We start from the raw sequence: 19,310 nt of genomic DNA, 5'->3' as shown, positions 1-19,310 counted from the left end.
TTTCCGCAGGAGGTCATGGACCACGCAGTCGGAAGACAGAAACAATGCGCATCGTTCGCATATACGCCGCAAAAACGTGCCGCCAACCTGCTTCCTATAAGTCAAAAAAAAGTTCAACGACATTACACATCGGTAATGAATGTACCGACGTAGAAGTGCGGCTGCGATCCGTGGCTTTTTGCCGAGATGCTCGCTGGCCGACACGAAGAATGATGGGGCCGGCAGGGGCGTCGGTAGCCTGAGATGAAACAGGACTGAGAATTGCTCTCACACACTTGATGTACGCAGACGATCAGACCCTCCCTGAACCCGAAGAGAAAGTAGAACAGATCGGTCAAAATAAATCTGTAAGCAAACTATTTTAACGCTCTATGTTGAATGCCATCTTTTGCACCTCATCGCGTCGATGATGCGCGCAGAGCGGCCCAAATCAACTCTTGAGATTCCTCCGTTGGACCTTGCCATCCATGCGCCGGTCGATGCCGCTGAGCACGGTGAGGAGCCTTTGACGCTGAGATATCTCAGTGGCTTCGACGGCATATAGGCCGGCTTGCGGCAGATCAGCTCATGCCACGGATTCGTCCTGCCCTGCAGCAGATCGGCAAGAGCTGGGAACCGCCGCCGGATGCAAGCGCCCTCTCCAAAGCAAGGAACAGATGGAGGCGGGAAACCGGGCGGCCCAGTTTAGAGGGCATCTAAAGTATCGCCCCTTTGAATTGGTAGCCGAGCCAAAATCAATCTGCCCCTCCCCCCCCACAAAAGCCCCCTTGCCGAGGCTTTTATTGTCTTTGTATAATAAGTAAGGCTTATTAAGTGTAAGGCCTTTAAACAGCAATGCTGCATAAACCTCTCCCCGTCGTCCGCTCCCTCGATCTCGGGATCGGCTTCCTGATCGGCGACTCGTCGCGGATGCTCCGACGCATCTTCAACGAGCGCATCGCACCCCTTGGCCTGACACAGGCGCAGTGGCGCGCGCTCGTACACCTGTCGCGCAATGAGGGGCTCAACCAGGTAAGCCTGGCCGATCTGCTGGACGTTCAGCCGATCACGGTCGCGCGCCTGATCGACAAGCTCGTCGCGGCGGGTTTTGTGGAGCGGCGCCCGGACCCCAAGGATCGGCGCGCGCAACGTCTGTTTCTCACCGAGCAGGCGGCCCCGCTTCTTGATCAGATCTGGGACATTGCGGAAGAAATCTACGGCACCATTCTTGGTGGTTTCGCGCGCTCTGAAGTAGAGGCGCTCGCGGGCCTTCTTGAACGGTTACGCGGCAATGTCGCCGCCGTGCATCTCGGCGCCTCTTCTGCGCCGACGCGCGGCGACTGACGGCCGTCCGCCGTTCCACCACTCGATATTCGTCATTTGGAATTGAAAGGCATCAAGCATGTCGGTGACATTCGCCCCCGTTTCGAACACGGCGCGGCGCCTCTTGAGCGACAGGGCGCAGCTTCGCCCGATCCTGTTGATCGGCGTCCCAGCCCTCCTCATCGCGCTCATCGCCTATTTCTATTTTACGGGCGGTCGCTACGTGAGCACCGATAACGCCTATGCGAAGGCGGATATGGTCTCGGTGAGCCCCGATGTCGGCGGGCGCATCGTCAAGGTCTTCGTGAGGGAGAACCAGTTTGTGAAGGCGGGCGATCCTCTCTTCCTGATCGACCCCGCCCCTTACCAGATCGCGCTCGCGCAGGCTGAGGCGCAGCTCGCCACTGCGACCGCGAATGTGAAGGCGCTGCGCGCAAAGTATGAAATGACCGTCGCGCAGCTCGGCCTTTCGGCGACCAGCATCGCCTATTACAAGCGTCAGTTCGAACGCCAGTCGGCGCTCGCCAAGAGCAACTTCGCCAGCCAGTCCAACCTCGACACGGCGCGTCATAATTTCGATACGGCGAGCCAGCTTGACGGCGTGCTGCGGCAGAGCCTCGAACAGATTTCGGCGCAACTCGACGGCGCGCCCGACGCGCCGGTGGAGTCGCATGCCTCCTATCTTGCCGCCAAGGCCATGCGCGACAACGCCGCGCTCAATCTCGAGCGCACGACCGTGCGCGCGCCCTTCGACGGCGTGGCTGGCAAGCAGCCCCAGGTCGGCGATCAGATTGCGCCCGGCATGGCCGTCCTGAGCGTCGTTTCGCATGACAATGTCTGGATCGAAGGCAACTTCAAGGAAACCGACCTCACCAACGTCCATGCCGGACAATTGGCCGAGATCGACATTGACACCTATCCGGGCCACAAATGGACCGGCCATGTCGCAAGCATCTCCCAGGCGACGGGTTCGGAGTTCTCCGTGCTCCCCGCGCAGAACGCGACAGGCAACTGGGTGAAGGTCGTGCAGCGCATTCCTGTCCGCATCGCAATCGACCGCAAGCAGGGCGACCCCGAAATCCGCGCCGGCATGAGCGCCAATATCGAGATCGACACGAAGTCGGAGCCGGTCACGTCTCTCCAGACGGCGAGCGGCGCTCAATGAACGAGACGATGCGCAAAGCGATCGTCACCGCTGGCGTCATGCTGGCAACGGTGATGCAGACGCTCGACTCAACGATCGCGAACGTCGCCCTGCCCCACATGCAGGGCAGCGTGGCGGCGACGCAGGATCAGATCGCCTGGGTCCTGACCTCCTACATCATCGCCGCCGCCATCGCGACGCCGCTCACCGCCTTTCTTGCGATCCGTTTCGGGCGCAAGCGGCTTCTGGCGATTTCAGTCGTCGGCTTCACGGTCACGTCGATGCTCTGCGGCGCGGCGCAAACGCTCGACCAGATTGTCTTCTTCCGGCTCGCCCAGGGCGCGTTCGGCGCCGCCTTCGTGCCGCTCTCACAGACCATCATGTTCGACATGTACACGATGGAGCAGCGCGGCAAGATGATGGCGCTGTGGGGCGTTGGCGTCATGGTGGGGCCAATCGTCGGGCCCGCGCTCGGCGGCTGGCTTACCGACAATTACAGCTGGCGCTGGGTCTTCTACATCAACGTACCATTCGGTGTGCTGGCCTTCAGCGCAATTGTCGGCGCATTGCGGGAGTCGATGCTTTCAAAGGAGCGCCGCTTCGACTGGCTCGGTTTCGCGTTTCTGAGCCTCGCCATCGGCGCCACGCAGCTCATGCTCGACCGCGGCAACATTCAGGACTGGTTCGGATCAAGCGAGATCATCCTTGAGGCGTTGCTCGCCGCCTTCGGCCTCTATCTGTTCATCGTACATTCGTCGACGACGCGGCAGCCCTTCATCGATCTCGATCTGTTCAAGGATCGCAATCTGATGCTCGGCCTCTGCCTGTCCATGGCGGTCGGCTTCGTGCTCTATGCCACCATGGCGCTGATGCCGACCTTCCTGCAGAATCTGAAGGGCTATCCGGTCATCACCACCGGCATCGTGCTCGCCCCGCGCGGCTTCGGAACGATGGTCGCCATGGTGGTCGCCGGACGCATCATCAACTCCGTCGACATGCGTCTCATCATTTCTGGCGGCTTTGCTCTCACGTCTTTCACGCTGTGGGAAATGAGCAAATTCGACCTCAATGTGAGCGAGATGGAAATCGTTCGCACCGGCGTCATGCAGGGCCTCGGCCTCGGCTTCATCTTCGCACCTCTGACGACACTTTCCTTCGTGACGCTCCAGGCACATCTGCGCACCGAAGGAACAAGCTTCTTCAGCCTCATGCGAAATGTCGGATCGAGTATCGGCATCGCCACCACTCAGGCGATGATCGCAACGATGACGCAGGTGAACCACGCGCAGCTTGCCGCGCATATAAGCCCGTTCAATCCCCTGCTGCGCACTGGCTCTGCATACGCCTCCTTCTCGATCGACAACCCGCGGGGCCTGAGCGTTATCAATGGGCTGGTGACGCAACAGGCGGCCGCGATAGCCTATATCGACGGCTTCAAGCTGATGATGTGGCTGACACTGATTGCCGTCCCGGCGGTCTATCTGATGCGCTCGCCGAAGATGACCAACCCGATACCCGCCGATCAGGCCGCCCATGCAGTGATGGACTGAGAGCCGTTGAACTGACCGCCTGCCCGGTCCATGCTGCGGCACAGTCGCAAACAGCCGCGGCAAAATGAGAGATATTCCGATGGCCGTCGAAATTCCTTACGTGCGCGAGATCGAATTCACTTATGGCGAAAGCGAGCAGGTTTCGCCGCTGATCCGCCGCGTCGTCGCGGAAAATCCTTCGGCCTTCACTTACAAGGGTACGGGCACCTATATCGTCGGCCGTGGCACGGTCGCGGTAATCGATCCCGGCCCGCTCGACGAAAAGCATGTTGAGGCGCTGATGCGCGCGCTCGAAGGCGAGACAGTTACCCATATCCTCATCACCCACACCCATAGCGACCACTCGCCGGCGGCAGCGCCGCTCAAGGCGCGCACGGGCGCCAGGACCTATGGTTACGGTCCGCATGCCGGCGGCGCCGGCGAGGAAGATGGCGACATGTCCTTCGTGCCGGATGTCGAAATCCGGCATGGCGATATCATCGAGGGCGAGGGCTGGAGCGTCGAATGCGTCCATACGCCGGGCCACACCTCGAACCACATCTGCTTCGCGCTCCGCGAGGAAAAGGCGCTCTTCTCCGGCGACCACGTCATGGGCTGGTCCACCAGCATCGTCAGCCCGCCCGATGGCAATATGAGCGACTACATGAACTCGCTCGAACTGCTGCTCACACGTGACGACGAAACCTACTGGCCGACGCACGGGCCCGCGATCCGCGACCCCAAGCCCTTCGTCCGCGCCTTCATCGCCCATCGCGAGGATCGCGAAAGCCAGATCATCGAACAATTGAAGGCGGGCCACACCCGCATCGCGGACATGGTGCCGGTGATCTATGCCGCAGTCGACAAGAGGCTCTATCCGGCGGCCGCCCGTTCCGTGCTTGCGCATATGGGACGGCTTGTCCAGCAGGGCCGCGTCGTGACTGACGGCGAGCCCGCGCTCGGTGCAGAATATCGCTTACCCTGATCAGGAGCCCTGCGTCGCGAGCTTCGCCTTCAGCGCATCGAGAAATGCGCGGATGCGCTTCGCATTGGCGCCGAGATCGCTCACGCCAACGCGCGAGACGGAGCGAAGATCGACTGCCGTGCCGCCATCCTTCTCCGTGATGCGGATCGCGACATCATCCTTGAAGCCGATGAGCCTGGTCACCGCAGTTGCCTCGATCAATCCTTTTTCAGGCGTCGAGCGGTCGAGCGTCCAGCCCATCTCCTTCGCAGTCTCGAGCGCGGCCACATAGACCTTGCCCGGCTGCTCCGCCACGGTGAGCGTCACAAGATCAGGATAGGCCTTCTGCTGCTGCTCCGCGAGATCGGCTGGCGTCGAACGGTCGAGCGCATTCGGCGCGCCCTGACGCAGAGCGACGACCGCCTCGAACTGAGGCGGGTTCGCGAGATCGGTCGTGATGTCGTGAATGCGCGGCACGCCACGACCGAGAACGAAGGTGGAGGCAAGCGGCGCAGCCGCCACCACCCCAAGCACCACGCCGAGAACCGCCGCCCCCGCGCCCGGCTTGCCACGCAATGTAATGATGAGGCCGATGAGCGAGACCAGAATGGCTATGACACCGAGCAGCGCGGCAACCGCGATGCCCATGAGCGGCAGCTCATAACCGAGCAGGCCGAGATGGTTGGCCGCAATGGCGGCGGCCAGCAGCAGGATCGCCACGATGCCGATCCGCCCGCCCCAACGCGCGGCGCGTGATTTTCCTTCCATCCCGTCCTCCCCTTTGGCCTCGCGGCCGATTATTCCGCCGCAGTGGCGGAAGGTAGCGTGTAACCCTTGAACATCTCGCGCAGCGCGAGCTTCTGGATCTTGCCCGTCGCCGTATGTGGAATTTCGGCAACGAAGGCGACATCGTCAGGCATCCACCACTTGACGATCTTGCCATCCATGTAATGGAGAATTTCCTCCCTGGTCGCCGTCTCGCCTTCCTTCAGAACGACGATAAGCAGAGGCCGCTCGTCCCACTTCGGATGGACGACACCGATAACGGCGGCTTCGGCAACCTTCGGATGGCCGACCGCGAGGTTTTCGAGATCGATCGAGGAAATCCATTCGCCACCCGACTTGATGACGTCCTTGGCGCGGTCGGTGATCTGCATGAAGCCGAGCGGGTCGAGCGTCGCGACATCGCCCGTGTCGAACCAGCCGCCTTCATCGAGAATCTGGCCGCCTTCGCCCTTGAGATAGGCACCGGCGATAGCCGGACCGCGAACGAGCAGATGGCCGAAAGCCTTGGCGTCCCAAGGAAGCTCATTGCCATTGTCGTCGGTGATCTTCATCTCGACGCCATAGGGCGGCCGCCCTTGCTTCACCTTGATGTCGAGCTTCTCGTCATACGAAAGCGTCTCCATGCCCGCCTTGAAGCTGCCGAGAGTGCCCAGCGGTGAAAGTTCCGTCATGCCCCAGGCATGGCGTACATCGACGCCGTAATTGCGCTCGAACGCATCGATCATCGAGCGCGGCGCGGCCGAGCCACCGATGACGACACGCGTCAGATGCGGAAGCTTCTTGCCCGTCTTTTCGAGATACTGGAGCAGCATCAACCAGACGGTCGGCACGGCGGCGGTAAAGGTCACGCCCTCCGTATCGAGAAGTTCATAGATGCTCTCGCCGTCCATCTTCTGGCCCGGCATGACGATCTTGGCGCCGACCATGGGCGCGGAGAAGGTGATGCCCCAGGCATTCGCATGGAACATCGGCACCACCGGCATCACGCAATCCGTCGAACCCAGGCCCATCGCGTCGGCCGTCGCCGAAATCAGCGCGTGCAGCACATTGGAGCGATGCGAATAGAGAACACCCTTCGGATTGCCGGTCGTGCCGGACGTGTAGCAGAGCCCACAAGCCGCGTTCTCATCCACCTCGACCCAGTCGAACTTGCCGTCTTCCGCCTCGAGCAGCGTTTCATAGCAGAGCGCGTTCTTGAGCTTGGTCTGCGGCATGTGGGCCGCGTCCGTCATGATGATATAGCCCTTCACATTCGGGCACTCCGCCTCGATTGCCTCGACGATCGGCACAAAGGTCAGATCGAGCAGGATATATTTATCTTCGGCGTGATTGACGATGTAGACGAGCTGCTCGGCGAAGAGGCGCGGGTTCAGCGTGTGGCAGACGGCACCGAGGCCCATGATGCCGTACCAGGCCTCCATGTGCCGTCCTGTGTTCCAGGCCATCGTGGCGACCACATCGCCCTCGTTGACCCCGAGCCGGCGGAGCGCCTGCGCTACCTTGCGGGCGCGAACGGCCATCTCGGCATAAGTGGTGCGGACAATCGGCCCTTCCACCGAGCGCGAAACGATCTCGCGATCCCCGTGAAAGCGCGCCGCATGATCGAGAATGCTCGACACGCGCAGCGGCCAATCCTGCATCAATCCCTTCATAGTTCCCTGTCCCTGACAATAATTGGCGAAAAACGGCGCCGTTCCAGCCGGACGCAGCGTTTTGCGCAGGTTTTGGCGCAGTCTAGCGGCTCGGCCCCTCGCCGACAATGTCGTCGGAAGGGGCGCCGGACGGCAATTTTATTGCGTCGGCCGGGCCGCTGACCGTTAATCTTGGCGGAAAAGGGAAAGTCGAGGACCACATGGCCGCAGCAACCGAACTTCACTTCAAATCCGCCGCCGAGCTCGCCCGCATGATCCAGTCTCGCGAAATCAGCTCGCGCGAATTGCTGGAGCATTTCATCGCCCGCACGGTTCTCCACAATCCGAAGATCAACGCCATTGTCGCCAGCGATTTCGACGCCGCGCGCGAAAAGGCGCTGGCCGCCGATGAAGCGCTGGCACGCGGCGAGGTCTGGGGGCCCCTCCACGGTCTCCCCATGACCATCAAGGACGCCTACGAGGTAAAGGGCCTGACCTCGACGGGCGGCTCGCCCGAATATGAGGATCATGTGCCGGAGAGAAGCGCGGCGCCAGTGGAGCGCATCGAGAAGGCGGGCGCCAATATCTTCGGCAAGACCAACGTGCCTTTCCTCTCCGGCGATCTCCAGACCTTCAACGATGTCTATGGCACGACGAACAATCCCTGGAACCTCGCCTGCGGTCCCGGCGGCTCATCGGGCGGTTCTGCGGCGGCACTGGCCGCAGGCCTGACAGGCCTCGAAATCGGCAGCGATATAGGCGGCTCGATCCGAACGCCCGCGCATCTCTGCGGCGTTTTCGGGCACAAGTCGACCTTCGGCATCATTCCCAAGCGCGGCCACATCTCGCCGCCACCCGGTCATCTGGCGGAAGGCGATCTGTCGGTCGCCGGACCGTTGGGACGCAGCGCGGAAGACCTCGACCTCCTGCTCTCCATCGTCGCAGGTCCCGACGAGATCGCATCGGAGGGATGGAAGCTCGATCTTGCACCGGCGCGCGCGACAAGCCCGAAGAACCTGCGTGTCGCCGTCTGGATCGACGACCCCTTCTGCGACATCGACACGGAATCCGCCGCTCTTCTGAACAACGCCGCGAAGGCGCTTGAGGATGCGGGTGCGAAGGTCGACTGGTCCGCGCGTCCCGACTTCACGCTCGAATGGTCGAACGAGGTTTATCTGACGTTGCTACACTCGATCACCGCGTCGCGTTTCCCCGAAACGGTGAAGCAGCGCCTTTCCGACATGCGCGCAAAACTTCCCGCCGATGACCGGAGCCACCTCTCACTGCAAGCGCGCGGCGCGAATATTTCCTATGCCGACCGTCTCGTCTGGCACGAGCATCAGGCTCGACTGAAGGCGGCCTGGGTCGACTTCTTCCGCGACTATGACGTCGTCCTCGCGCCGATGCTGATGCGCCCCGCCTTCCCGCATGACCAGCAATCGAACTGGCACAAGCGCCGCATCGCCGTGAACGGCAAGGAGCGCGAATATTTCGACGTGCTGATCTGGGCGGGCCCCGCCATGGTCGCGCATCTCCCGGCAAGCGTCGCGCCCGTTGGCCTCACCAGCGAAGGGCTTCCCGTCGGCGTCCAGATCATCGGCCCGCATTTCGGCGACCGCACGACCATCGCAGTGGCCGGCATGCTCGAAGAACTCCTCGGCGGCTTCCGCGCCCCGCCGGGATTCTGAGCCCTTTTGACACCCTGCCCCAACGCTCCCATATTACGCCCCGTTCGGCGCAAAGCCCGAGGGAGCTAACGATGACGAGTTTGAGCAACGCCGCTGTCCGCGATATCGAGACGGTGATCCACCCCTATACCAATCTCGATGCTTTCCGCGGCACAGGGCCCATGATCATTGAGCGCGGCGAAGGCATTCATGTCTGGGACGCGGACGGACGCAAATATATCGAAGGTCTCGCCGGTCTGTGGTGTACCTCGCTCGGCTATAACGAGCCGGAGTTGATCGAGGCGGCGACCGAGCAGCTCCGCCAGCTTCCCTTCACCCATGTCTTTGGCGGCAAGAGCCATGAGCGCGCGGCCGAACTCGCCGAGAAGCTGAAGGCGATCGTGCCGCACAAGGCATCGAAGATCCTCTTCTGCGGTTCGGGCTCGGAAGCGAACGACCAGCAGGTGAAGCTCGTCTGGTATTACAACAACGCCAGGGGTCAGACGAAACGCAAGAAGATCATCTCGCGCCAACGCGCCTATCACGGCGTTACGGTGGCGTCGGCGAGCCTCACCGGCCTCCTGCCCAATCATCGCGATTTCGACCTGCCGCTTTCCTTTGCGCGCCACACCGATTGCCCGCATTACTATCGCTATGCGGAGCCGGGCGAGACGGAAGACGAGTTCACGACGCGGCTCGCGCAGAACCTCGAAAAGATGATCATCGAGGAAGACCCCGAAACGGTCGCAGCCTTCATCGCCGAGCCCATCATGGGTGCGGGCGGCGTCATTATTCCGCCCGAAGGATATTTCCAGAAAATTCAGGCCGTGCTCGACAAATACGGCATCTATTTCATCGCCGATGAAGTCATCTGCGGCTTCGCGCGCACCGGCAACATGTTCGGCAGCCAGACCTTCGGCATCAAGCCGGACTCGATCTCGGTCGCCAAGGCGCTCTCATCCGCCTACGTCCCCATCGCCGCCGTCACCATCGGTGAGGACATGTATCAGGCGATGCTCGACGAGAGCAAAAAGATCGGCACCTTCGGCCACGGGTTCACCTATACCGCGCATCCGGTTGCTGCAGCCGTCGCGGCGAAGACACTCGAAATTTATGACAAGCGCAACATCGTCGGCCATGTGCGTAGCGTCGCGCCGAAATTCGAAGCCCGCGTGGCGCGCCTCGCCGAGCATCCGCTGGTCGGCCATGCCCGCGCCAAGGGCCTCATCGGCGCCATCGAACTCGTCGCCGAGAAGACGTCGAAGCGCAGCTTCGATCCCGCGGCCGGTATCGGCGCCGCCGTGGTGAAGGCCGCCGAGAAGCACGGCCTCATCGTGCGCGCCTTGGGTGGCGACATTGTCGCCTTCTGCCCGCCGCTCATCGTCAAGGACGCCGATATAGACGATATCTTCGACCGCGCCGAACACGCACTCGACGATGTGGAAGCGACGGTGACGAAAGAAAGTCTGAGGAGCGCCTGACCATGAAGGAAGTTCGCTACCAGCTTCTTTTCGAAGGCAAGGTTACGCCCGAGGACGAAATGGGCTCGCGCATGCGCATCGAAACCCGCGCAAGCTTCGGCGCTGGCCTCGACCCGGTCTTCACGACTGGCGCACCGCAGGCAGTCCTCGAAGCGGTAGTGGAGCCCGACCAATATGGCCACTTCACGGAGCAAGGCCAGATCGTCTTCGGCGGCGGCACGGTGAACTTCGTCAATGAAGGCGAAGGCCTCATCGGCGAGTGCCCCGATCCCTCGCAGCAATATGGCTATGTCATTCGCCGCATCGTCAGCGGCACCGGCGCCTTCGAAGGCGCGACAGGCTATATGGTTTCCGCCTTCACCGTCGGCGAGAACGCCATGCTGCGCGACAGCCAGAGCGCGGTGATATTTCTCGCGTGAGGCGCCCGCCTAGACGTGCTGCCCGCCATTGATGTGGATTTCGGCGCCGTTGACGTAGCTCGACTGATCCGTGCACAAAAAATAGATCGTGCGAGCCACTTCCTCGGGCTTGCCGAGGCGCTGCATCGGGATTTCGGCGACGATCTTTTCCGTGCCGGGCGAAAGGATTGCCGTATCGATCTCGCCGGGCGCGATGGCATTGACGCGAATGCCAAGCCGTCCGAAATCTGCCGCCATTTCGCGCGTGAGGCCCGCAAGCGCCGACTTTGACGTCGCGTAGGCCGAACCCGCGAATGGATGAACGCGCATGCCAGCAATCGACGTCACATTGACGACCGAGCCTTGCGCCGCCTTCAACTCATCTACAAGGCCGCGGGCAAGCATGACCGGCGCGAAGAAGTTCACCTGAAAAACCTTGTGCCACGTCTCCATGTCGGTGCTGAACACGTTGAGCCGCGCGCCGCCCGGCCCCTTGGGCGAGATCGCCGCATTGTTGACCAGCGCATGAAGGCGGCTGCCTTGATCCTTCAGCCGCTCGCGCATGACGGCGATGGCCTCTTCGGTGTTTTTCGGGTCCGCGAGATCGACCTGAATGTGATCCTCAGGCCCCATCTCCCAGGGACAATCCTCGGGGAAGGGGTGCCGCGAACAGGTGATGACCCGCCAGCCCGCGCTCGAAAAGCGCTTCACGGTGGCGTGGCCGATGCCCCGGCTCGCGCCGGTAAGGATCAGTGTCTTGCGTTCGGATTTGTCCTGGGTGCTCATGAGGGGCAATCTAGTCCATGGCCGCGACAGGCGCCAGCGGTGGAAACCATCAGTCCTGCGGCTTTTCGAGCAGCCTCATGGCGCACGCAAGGCACTCGCCCGGCGTCGCGGAAGCGTCGACCTTCGCCCAGCGCATGAGGCCGAGATCATAGCCAAGTTGCTGGTGCAGCACGCGAACATCCGCATCCGACGGGTCGCGCGCTTCTGCCGTGCGCGCCGTGACCCGCGCCTCAAGGGTCGTCGCCGGGGCTTCCAGCCAGAGCCCCCGGAAGGGAACGCCAGTCTCGGCCGCAAGGCGTTCCGCTCGTCCCCGCTCCCCTTCGCGCGAAAAAACGGCGTCAACCACGACGGGCATACCGGCCCTGAGCGCCACGCCCGCGAGCTTCAGCATTTCGTCGTAAACGCGGCGCCCCACCTCCTTCGCATAGGCAGCCTCAGGCAGGCGCTCGAGCGGTGAGACATGGAAGAGACGCTTGCGAATAATGTCGGTGCGCAGATGGATCGCGCCGAGCGGACCGCCGAGTCCGGGCGCAAGCGCCGCGGCGAGCGTCGACTTGCCGGTGCCGGACAGTCCTCCCACCGCGAGAAGATGCGGAGGCGAGGCGCCAAGCGCCGCCAGCGCGAAATCGAGATAGGAGCGGGAACGGTCGCGTTTTTCTTCCGTATCGGCGATCACCGCCGTCACCTTCGCGCGCACAGCCGCCCGCGTCGCCACGAACAGCGGCAACAGCGCAAGGCCATCAAGCGTCGGCGCTATAGCTTCCTCACCGACATGATCGAGATAGACATTGAGCGCCCGGTTGGCGAAGCCCGCCAGCCGCGCATCGGTGTTCGCGCGGAAGGCAAGGTCCATCAGCAGAAAGGCGAGATCGTAAAGGATATCGATCGAGGCGATGTCGTCGCTGAACTCGATGCAGTCGAAAATGACGGGCCGATTGCCGATCAGCGTCACATTGCCGAGATGCAGATCGCCATGACACCGGCGCACAAAGCCCGCGTCGCGCCGCCCGTCGAGCAACGCCGCATGGGTCGCGATCAGGCGGTCGCTCTCCGCCTTCAGACGCGCGACCTTTTCAGCCTCGAAAACCTTACCGGCCGAATCTTTCAGATTGTCATCATTGCCCGCCACGATGCGGGCGAAAAGCGCCGCCCCGCCGCGCTCGCGTCTCACTTCCGCATGCGCGTGAAACACGGCGACATCGGCGGCCAGCGTCTCGATCTCATCGCGGGTGAGCCGCCCCTCATCGGCCAGCCGCGCGAAAAGCCCCTCGGCGGGAAAGCGGCGCATCTCGACCAGCCAATCGACGATCTCGCCTTCGTGTCCGCCGAGCCGCAACTCACCATCCTTGCGGCGCACGGGCACCGTGCGGAGATAGATATCCGGCGCCGTACGGCGGTTGAGCGCGATTTCGTTTTCGGCAGCCGCGTGGCGCTTTTCGAGCGTCGTAAAATCGAGAAAGCCGAAATCGACGCGCTTCTTCAGCTTGTAGACGTGCTCGCCCGCGAGATAGACACGCGAGGCATGGGTCTCTATGCAACCGATCCTGTCCTCGGCGCCAAGCCCATAGGTCTCGGGCCGCGAAAGAAAGGCGGCGATATCTGCTCCGGTGCCCTCGTCCGTCATGGCGCTCAAATGCGCTGCAGGAGCGTCAGGTCTTCGAGTCCCGCCGGATCCTGATGGATGATGACTTCCGCATCGGGGAACGCCTCCATGATCCGCGCTTCGACATCGTCGGAGATGCGGTGAGCGTTCATCAGCGAGATGGAGCTGTCCAGTTCGAGATGGAACTGGATGAAGCTTCTCGTGCCGGAGGTGCGCGTCCTCAGATCGTGAATATTGATCGCTTCGGGATGCGAAAGCGCGATCGCCTTGATGCGCTCGCGCTCATCCTCCGAAAGCTCGCGATCCATGAGCTGGTTGTAAGCGCCATAGACGATCTGCGCCGCTGAAATGCCGATCAGCGCGGCAATGGCGATGCCGAAGAAAGGGTCGGCCCAGTCGACGCCGAAAAGGCCCGACAGTGCCAGCGCCGCAAGCACCGAAAGGTTCATGAAGAGGTCGCCGCGGTAATGCGTCGAATCCGCTTCGATGGCGAGCGAGTTCGTCTGCGCCACCACATGGCGCTGAAACGCGACAAGCGCGAGCGTGATGAGGATGGCCGCGATCGTCACCGCGATGCCTATACCCGAATTCTCCACCCGCTCCGGCGTGAAAAAGCGCGTCACGGCTTCAATGACGATGTAGCCGGCCGATGCGAAAATGAAGATCGACTGACCGAGCCCCGCCAGCGCCTCGGCCTTGCCATGGCCGAAGCGGTGCTCGTCATCGGCAGGCGTCAGCGAATGACCAACGGCGACGAGGTTCAGGAGCGAGGCCGCGCCGTCGAGCAGCGAGTCCATCAGCGTGCCCAGCATCGCCACCGAGCCCGTCAGGTAGAACGCGACACCCTTGATGCAGATCAGCGTGACCGCGACCAGCACGGCCGCATAGGTCGCGCGCCGCATCAGTTGTCCATTCTTCTCGCTGCGCGAAACCTGGGCGGTCATGGGAAGAGCTTCATCGTTTGCCAGCCGCCCTCGGGCTGGGGGCGCTCGAAGACGAGCCGGTCATGCAGGCGGAAAGGACGGTCGCGCCAGAATTCGATTCTCACCGGCGCAATACGGAAGCCCGACCAATGCGTCGGACGAGGCACCTTGCCCAGACCGAATTTTGCCGCATAGCGGGCGACTTCCTTTTCGAGCTCGAAGCGCGTCTCCAGCGGGCGCGACTGGCGCGAGGCCCAGGCACCGATCTGGCTTTCACGATGGCGGGTGGCGAAATAGGCATCCGCCTCTTCCGGCGTCACCGGGCTGACATGCCCGCGCACACGAACCTGACGGCGCAGGCTCTTCCAGTGAAAGCAGAGCGCGGCGCGCGGATTTTCCGCCAGTTCCTGCCCCTTTGCGCTCCCCAGATTGGTGTAGAAGACGAAGCCACGCTCATCCGCATCCTTCAGCAGCACCATACGCACGTCGGGAAAGCCGGAAGCATCGGCCGTCGCCAGCGCCACGCCGTTGGGATCGTTGATCTCGGTCTCTCTGGCCTTGTCCAGCCATTCGTGAAACAGCCGGAAGGGATCGCCGGCCGCTGCCCAATCGGCGGGGTCATCTCTTTCGGTATTTTCTGGCTGATCGCTCACTTCGTCACTCCAACGCACAAGAGGGCGTAAATCTGGCGGGTCTTCTATGGTCTTGCCATATTTCCTGCCACAATTGATGTCTTATATAGTCCCCCATAGGGGTTTGTCCCGCTGGCCAAGTTGGGGGGGCCGTTGCGGACGCAGAAACAGGATTGAATGAGATGAAAGTTTTCAAAGGTTTGGCAATCGGCCTCCTCGCAGTGTCGCTCGTTGGCTGCCAGGAGGGCGCAGGCCCGAAGCAGAATATCGGCACCGTCGGCGGCGCTGTCCTTGGCGGCCTTGCGGGCTCCACGATCGGTGGCGGCACGGGCCGCCTCTGGGCGACCGGTGCCGGTGTGCTTCTCGGCGGCCTGATCGGCAGCGAGATTGGCAAATCGCTCGACCGCGCCGACCGCCAGTACATGTCCGACCGGACCCAGTATGCGCTCGAAAGCGCCCCCTCGGGTCAGGCCGTCGAATGGCGTAATCCGGATTCGGGCCATTACGGCTCCGTGACGCCGCAGAAGGCGTATCAGGACAATGGTTCCTACTGCCGCGAATACACCCAGACCGTGAATATCGGCGGCAAGACCGAACGCGCCTATGGCACGGCCTGCCGTCAGCCGGACGGTTCCTGGCAGATCGTGAACCAGTAAGCGGATACCGCGGGCATGGCATCGGTCATCCGGGCTAGGCCCGCCATCTTTCTGCTCGGCCTCGTGGCGGCTGCGTTCCTCTGGAGCGCAGCCGTTGCCTTGGCAGAGCCCGTCCAGACGCTCAAACAGCCCGCCCCCCTGCCGCCGCCCAGCGAACGATTCCTCAAGGGCGTGGCGGCATATGATTCAGGCGATTTCAAACAAGCGTTCGATATCTGGCTACCGCTCGCCCAGGGTGGCGACCTCGCGGCCATGCGCAATGTCGCATTGCTGCTCCGCACCGGAAAGGGAACGGACCGCGACCCGAAGCGCGCCCTCTGGTTCTACGAAGAGGCCGGCAGCAAGGGCTTCGGCCTCGCCCAGCTCAATGCCGCCTTCATGCATCTGAAGGGCGACGGCATTCCCGAGAATCTCGAAGCCGCAGCCTTCTGGTTTCACGCCGCCGCGCTCTCCGGGAGCCCCATCGCCCAATACAACCTCGCCGTCATGTATGAGCGCGGACAGGGCGTGGAGAAGGATCTCCCGAAAGCACTCGGCTGGTATGCGATCGCGTCCCGCTCCGGTAGCCAACTCGCGCTCGACCGGCTCGCCGTTCTTGTCCCGAGCCTTGCAGGCCCCAAGCCGCCGAAGCCTGCCGATGCCCCGGCGCAGCAGGTCGCGCCCGCTCCGCCTCTGCCCGAATTCGAACTGCGCGGCACGGACAGCCAATAATCCCCACCGGCACGGTTAACGAATTCGTATCGGCGTGAGCCCTATGCTCAGGCTTTCGGCCCGCCGGAGTGAGCTTTGCGTGACCCTTATGAAATTCTCGGCCTGACGCCCGCTGCCGACCCTGCGGAGATCAAATCCGCTTACCGGCGGCTCGCGAAACGCCTGCACCCCGACACGCAAGGTCATCCTGCGGGCGCGGAGGCACAGGCGCGTTTTCAGGAAGTGACCGCCGCCTACAATCTTCTGAAGGACGCCTCGGCACGCGCGCGTTTCGACGCGGAACGCCATCGCGGTCCGAGGCCCCACGCTCGGCCCGCATCCGCCGCGAAGCCCGCCCCCTTCGAGGAAGCGCCCTTCGCCAATTCCGCCCGCAAGACCGAGCATATTTTCGAAGCGACCTATGAGGCCGGCCCGGAAAAGCCCTCCGACGACCTCTTCTCCGAGCTCTTTCAGGGCCTGCGCAGCGCAGGCAAGCGCGTCTTCCGCGCGCGCGGGCAAGACCAGACCTATCGCCTCCCTGTCACCTTCCTCGAGGCCGCCTGCGGCAGCAAAAAGCGCATAGCCCTGGGCGGCGGCAAGGTCCTTGAGGTTCGCATCCCCGCCGGCGTCGACGAAGGCCGCCAGATCCGGCTGCGCGGCCAGGGCGGTGAAGGTCATGGCGGTGCCGAACCGGGCGACGCGCTGATTGAGGTTTCGATCGAGCCGCACCCCCATTTCCGACGCGACGGTCTCGACATCCACCTGACGCTGCCCGTGACGCTGCCCGAGGCTGTGCTGGGGGCAAAGGTCGATGCGCCGACCATCTCCGGCCCGGTGAGCCTCACGATCCCCAAAGGCGCCAATACGGGCACGCGGCTTCGCCTCAAGGGGCGGGGCATTGCGCCCGAGACCGTGGCCCCGCCCGGCGACCAGTATGTAACGCTGGAACTCGTCCTTCCCGATGTTCAGGACGACGCGCTCCGCAACTTCGCGGCAGGCTGGGCGGCGGGGCTTTCGCAGGACCCGCGGCGAAACTTCTGACAACCGATCAGTGCAAGTGCTTGAAGCAACGACAAAATCCGACACGCGCCCCGGCTCGCCCCCGGCTTTTTGGTGGACCGAACCCGGCTATTGTGTAGGATGCGCGCGAATTTAGGCTGCGAGCGAAGAACCACGAGGACGCGATGAGCGAAGCCATCACAAACACCCAAACTGGCGCCAGGGGCGGCCTGATGGCCGGCAAACGCGGCCTCATCATGGGTGTCGCCAACAATCGCTCGATTGCCTGGGGCATCGCCAAAGCCTGCGCCGATCAGGGTGCCGAGATCGCGTTCACCTATCAGGGCGAAGCTCTGCAGAAGCGCGTCGTGCCGCTCGCGGAATCGGTGGGCTCCCAGCACATCCTGCCCTGCGACGTGACCGACGCGGCCAGCATGGACGCCGTGTTCGAAACGCTGAAAAAGGACTGGGGTAAGATCGACTTCTTCGTCCATGCCATCGCCTATTCGAACAAGGACGAACTCGACGGCCGCTATGTCGACACGTCGCTCGACAACTTCACCGCGAGCATGGCGATCTCCTGCTACTCCTTCGTCGCGCTTTGCCAGCGCGCGGAAAAGCTGATGACGGATGGCGGCTCCATCGTGACGCTGACCTATTACGGCTCCGAGAAGGTGATCCCGCATTACAACATCATGGGCGTCGCGAAAGCCGCGCTCGAGGCGAGCGTGCGCTATCTCGCCGTCGATCTCGGCCGCAACAATATCCGCGTCAACGCGGTCTCCGCCGGCCCGATCAAGACGCTTGCCGCCTCCGGCATTGGCGATTTCCGCTACATCCTCAAGTGGAATGAGCTGAACTCGCCGCTGAAGCGCACGGTCACGATCGAGGAGGTGGGCAATACCGCGCTCTATCTTCTCTCCGACCTCGGCTCCGGCGTTACCGGCGAGGTGCATCACGTCGATGCCGGCTACCACGTCATCGGCATGAAGGCCGAAGACGCGCCCGACATCAGCATCGTCTGACAGACCATGTCCTACAACACCTTCGGCACACTCTTCCGCGTCACGACCTGGGGCGAAAGCCACGGGCCCGCGCTCGGCTGCGTGGTCGACGGAACGCCGCCGCGCATTCCGCTGAAGGCAGAGGACATCCAGACCTATCTCGACAAGCGCAAGCCCGGCCAGTCGCGTTTCACGACGCAGCGCCGCGAACCCGACGAAGTGAAGATTCTTTCCGGCACCTTCGTTTCCGATGATACGGGCGAGGAAGTGACGACCGGCACGCCGATCTCGCTGATGATTGAAAATGTCGATCAACGCTCGAAGGACTATGGCGACATCGCGAGCAAGTTCCGCCCGGGCCATGCCGACTACACCTACATGGCGAAATACGGCATCCGCGACTATCGCGGCGGTGGACGCTCCTCTGCGCGCGAAACTGCGGCGCGCGTCGCCGCTGGCGCCATCGCGCGGAAGATCCTTTCCGGGGTTACCATTCGCGGCGCCCTCGTGCAGATGGGCCCGCACAAGATCGACCGCGGAAACTGGAGCTGGGAGGAAACCGAGAGGAATCCCTTCTGGTGCCCGGACAGCAAAGCCGCCACGCTCTGGGAAGATTATCTTGACGGTGTGCGCAAGAGCGGTTCGTCCTGCGGCGCCGTGATCGAACTCGTGGCCTCGGGCGTTCCCGCAGGCTGGGGCGCGCCGATCTATGGCAAGCTCGATTCCGACATCGCCGCGGCGCTCATGAGCATCAACGCAGTCAAGGGCGTCGAGATCGGCGAAGGCTTCGGCGCCGCCGCGCTCACCGGCGAAGAAAATGCCGACGAAATCCGCATCGGCAATGAGGGCCCCTATTTCACGACGAACCATGCGGGCGGCATTCTGGGCGGCATTTCGTCGGGTCAGGACATCGTCGCGCGCTTCGCCGTGAAGCCGACCTCTTCAATCCTCACACCGCGCAAGTCGATCACGGTGACGGGCGAGGAAACAGAGATCATGACCAAGGGCCGTCACGACCCTTGCGTCGGCATCCGCGCAGTGCCGGTCGGCGAAGCCATGCTTGCCTGTGTGCTGGCCGATCATTTCCTGCGCCATCGCGGCCAGAACGGCTGAAG

At 62.8% G+C, this 19,310-nt stretch carries 18 protein-coding genes; 12 read left to right on the top strand and 6 right to left on the bottom strand.

Annotation, left to right across the window (positions count from 1 at the left end; all coding sequences use genetic code 11):
* The first annotated feature begins 834 nt into the window (after positions 1 to 834).
* The 4 genes from F2P47_RS10735 (at position 835) to F2P47_RS10720 (ending at position 4,960) form a co-directional block, all read left to right on the top strand.
* Positions 835 to 1,323 (top strand): MarR family winged helix-turn-helix transcriptional regulator, encoded by a 489-nt coding sequence (locus F2P47_RS10735; protein ID WP_152216350.1) that lies wholly within the window; start codon positions 835 to 837, stop codon positions 1,321 to 1,323.
* A 58-nt stretch (positions 1,324 to 1,381) separates the two neighbouring features.
* The gene (locus F2P47_RS10730; protein ID WP_152216349.1) at positions 1,382 to 2,467 is read left to right on the top strand and encodes an HlyD family secretion protein; all 1,086 of its coding nucleotides are present in this window, start codon (positions 1,382 to 1,384) and stop codon (positions 2,465 to 2,467) included.
* Positions 2,464 to 3,996 carry a DHA2 family efflux MFS transporter permease subunit gene (locus F2P47_RS10725; RefSeq protein WP_152216348.1) on the top strand — a complete coding sequence of 511 codons (1,533 nt, stop codon included), beginning with the start codon at positions 2,464 to 2,466 and terminating at the stop codon, positions 3,994 to 3,996. Before F2P47_RS10730 ends, F2P47_RS10725 begins: the two co-directional genes overlap by 4 nt.
* A gap of 79 nt (positions 3,997 to 4,075) precedes the next feature.
* Entirely contained in the window at positions 4,076 to 4,960 is an 885-nt protein-coding gene (locus F2P47_RS10720; protein ID WP_152216347.1) for an MBL fold metallo-hydrolase, read from the top strand.
* Here F2P47_RS10720 and F2P47_RS10715 read toward each other — a convergent pair whose 3' ends face one another.
* The gene (locus tag F2P47_RS10715; protein WP_152216346.1) at positions 4,961 to 5,707 is read right to left on the bottom strand and encodes a DUF1499 domain-containing protein; all 747 of its coding nucleotides are present in this window, start codon (positions 5,705 to 5,707) and stop codon (positions 4,961 to 4,963) included.
* A 29-nt stretch (positions 5,708 to 5,736) separates the two neighbouring features.
* Positions 5,737 to 7,377, bottom strand: a complete 1,641-nt coding sequence (locus F2P47_RS10710) for a 3-(methylthio)propionyl-CoA ligase (RefSeq protein WP_152216345.1) — start codon at positions 7,375 to 7,377, stop codon at positions 5,737 to 5,739.
* A 200-nt stretch (positions 7,378 to 7,577) separates the two neighbouring features.
* On the opposite strand from F2P47_RS10710, the gene F2P47_RS10705 reads away from it, so the two are divergent.
* The 3 genes from F2P47_RS10705 (at position 7,578) to F2P47_RS10695 (ending at position 10,923) form a co-directional block, all read left to right on the top strand.
* Positions 7,578 to 9,044 (top strand): amidase, encoded by a 1,467-nt coding sequence (locus F2P47_RS10705; protein ID WP_185681064.1) that lies wholly within the window; start codon positions 7,578 to 7,580, stop codon positions 9,042 to 9,044.
* Between the two features lie 71 nt (positions 9,045 to 9,115).
* Positions 9,116 to 10,504: an aminotransferase gene (locus F2P47_RS10700; protein ID WP_152216343.1), complete on the top strand. Its 1,389-nt coding sequence runs from the start codon at positions 9,116 to 9,118 to the stop codon at positions 10,502 to 10,504.
* A 2-nt stretch (positions 10,505 to 10,506) separates the two neighbouring features.
* Positions 10,507 to 10,923, top strand: a complete 417-nt coding sequence (locus F2P47_RS10695) for a hypothetical protein (protein ID WP_152216342.1) — start codon at positions 10,507 to 10,509, stop codon at positions 10,921 to 10,923.
* Between the two features lie 9 nt (positions 10,924 to 10,932).
* On the opposite strand, the gene F2P47_RS10690 is transcribed toward F2P47_RS10695, so the two are convergent.
* The 4 genes from F2P47_RS10690 to pdxH are packed head-to-tail and all read right to left on the bottom strand — an operon-like array spanning position 10,933 to position 14,867.
* Positions 10,933 to 11,688, bottom strand: coding sequence for an SDR family NAD(P)-dependent oxidoreductase (locus F2P47_RS10690; RefSeq protein WP_152216341.1), 756 nt, complete (start codon positions 11,686 to 11,688; stop codon positions 10,933 to 10,935).
* 49 nt (positions 11,689 to 11,737) lie between these two features.
* The gene (locus F2P47_RS10685; protein WP_246176847.1) at positions 11,738 to 13,312 is read right to left on the bottom strand and encodes a bifunctional aminoglycoside phosphotransferase/ATP-binding protein; all 1,575 of its coding nucleotides are present in this window, start codon (positions 13,310 to 13,312) and stop codon (positions 11,738 to 11,740) included.
* A gap of 5 nt (positions 13,313 to 13,317) precedes the next feature.
* Positions 13,318 to 14,235 carry a cation diffusion facilitator family transporter gene (locus F2P47_RS10680; RefSeq protein ID WP_152216339.1) on the bottom strand — a complete coding sequence of 306 codons (918 nt, stop codon included), beginning with the start codon at positions 14,233 to 14,235 and terminating at the stop codon, positions 13,318 to 13,320.
* Positions 14,232 to 14,867: a pyridoxamine 5'-phosphate oxidase gene (pdxH, locus tag F2P47_RS10675; protein ID WP_204886624.1), complete on the bottom strand. Its 636-nt coding sequence runs from the start codon at positions 14,865 to 14,867 to the stop codon at positions 14,232 to 14,234. The genes F2P47_RS10680 and pdxH overlap by 4 nt, the downstream gene beginning before the upstream one ends.
* 161 nt (positions 14,868 to 15,028) lie before the next feature.
* On the opposite strand from pdxH, the gene F2P47_RS10670 reads away from it, so the two are divergent.
* From F2P47_RS10670 to aroC, 5 genes are all read left to right on the top strand, one after another.
* Positions 15,029 to 15,502, top strand: coding sequence for an RT0821/Lpp0805 family surface protein (locus F2P47_RS10670; RefSeq protein WP_152216337.1), 474 nt, complete (start codon positions 15,029 to 15,031; stop codon positions 15,500 to 15,502).
* 15 nt (positions 15,503 to 15,517) lie between these two features.
* Positions 15,518 to 16,213 carry a tetratricopeptide repeat protein gene (locus F2P47_RS10665; RefSeq protein ID WP_152216336.1) on the top strand — a complete coding sequence of 232 codons (696 nt, stop codon included), beginning with the start codon at positions 15,518 to 15,520 and terminating at the stop codon, positions 16,211 to 16,213.
* 75 nt (positions 16,214 to 16,288) lie between these two features.
* On the top strand, positions 16,289 to 17,233 hold the full coding sequence (locus F2P47_RS10660) for a DnaJ C-terminal domain-containing protein (protein ID WP_152216335.1): 945 nt from the start codon (positions 16,289 to 16,291) through the stop codon (positions 17,231 to 17,233).
* A 143-nt stretch (positions 17,234 to 17,376) separates the two neighbouring features.
* The gene (gene fabI / locus F2P47_RS10655) at positions 17,377 to 18,216 is read left to right on the top strand and encodes an enoyl-ACP reductase FabI (protein ID WP_152216334.1); all 840 of its coding nucleotides are present in this window, start codon (positions 17,377 to 17,379) and stop codon (positions 18,214 to 18,216) included.
* A 6-nt stretch (positions 18,217 to 18,222) separates the two neighbouring features.
* Positions 18,223 to 19,308, top strand: coding sequence for a chorismate synthase (gene aroC / locus F2P47_RS10650; protein WP_152216333.1), 1,086 nt, complete (start codon positions 18,223 to 18,225; stop codon positions 19,306 to 19,308).
* Positions 19,309 to 19,310: the final 2 nt, after the last annotated feature.

Source organism: Parvibaculum sedimenti (assembly GCF_009184905.1).
In the GTDB taxonomy this organism is placed as follows: Bacteria; Pseudomonadota; Alphaproteobacteria; order Parvibaculales; family Parvibaculaceae; genus Parvibaculum; species Parvibaculum sedimenti.
The sequence above is the reverse complement of the archived record's forward strand: the minus strand, read 5'-3'. Positions and strand labels throughout refer to the sequence as shown.